Raw genomic sequence first — 249 nt, 5'->3', positions numbered from 1 at the left:
GGCGAAACGTGCCCCAGGGATACCGTGTTTTATTCAGTGAAAAAGTGGACGAATCAATTAGAAACACTCTTTCGTTTGATTGCACCACTGTTTTTTCATGAACCAGTGAAAGTAATTGCGTGAAAATATCCATCAATACAGAGGGTTCCATCTTTCGCAGGGCACGGGATAATTGAGAATAGCTAATGGACTCAATATCAATCACTTTTTTTAAGTTTGGGTTGACCAACTGTTGATCCAAATGCCGTA

General features: G+C 40.2%; 1 pseudogene. It reads right to left on the bottom strand.

Going from position 1 to position 249, the window contains the following annotated elements:
- A pseudogene (locus ACYQ4S_RS13025) lies at positions 1 to 249 on the bottom strand (IS4 family transposase); the annotation flags it as partial.

This window comes from Alkalibacterium sp. s-m-28 (genome assembly GCF_054658175.1).
This window is presented reverse-complemented; position numbering and strand designations above follow the sequence as displayed.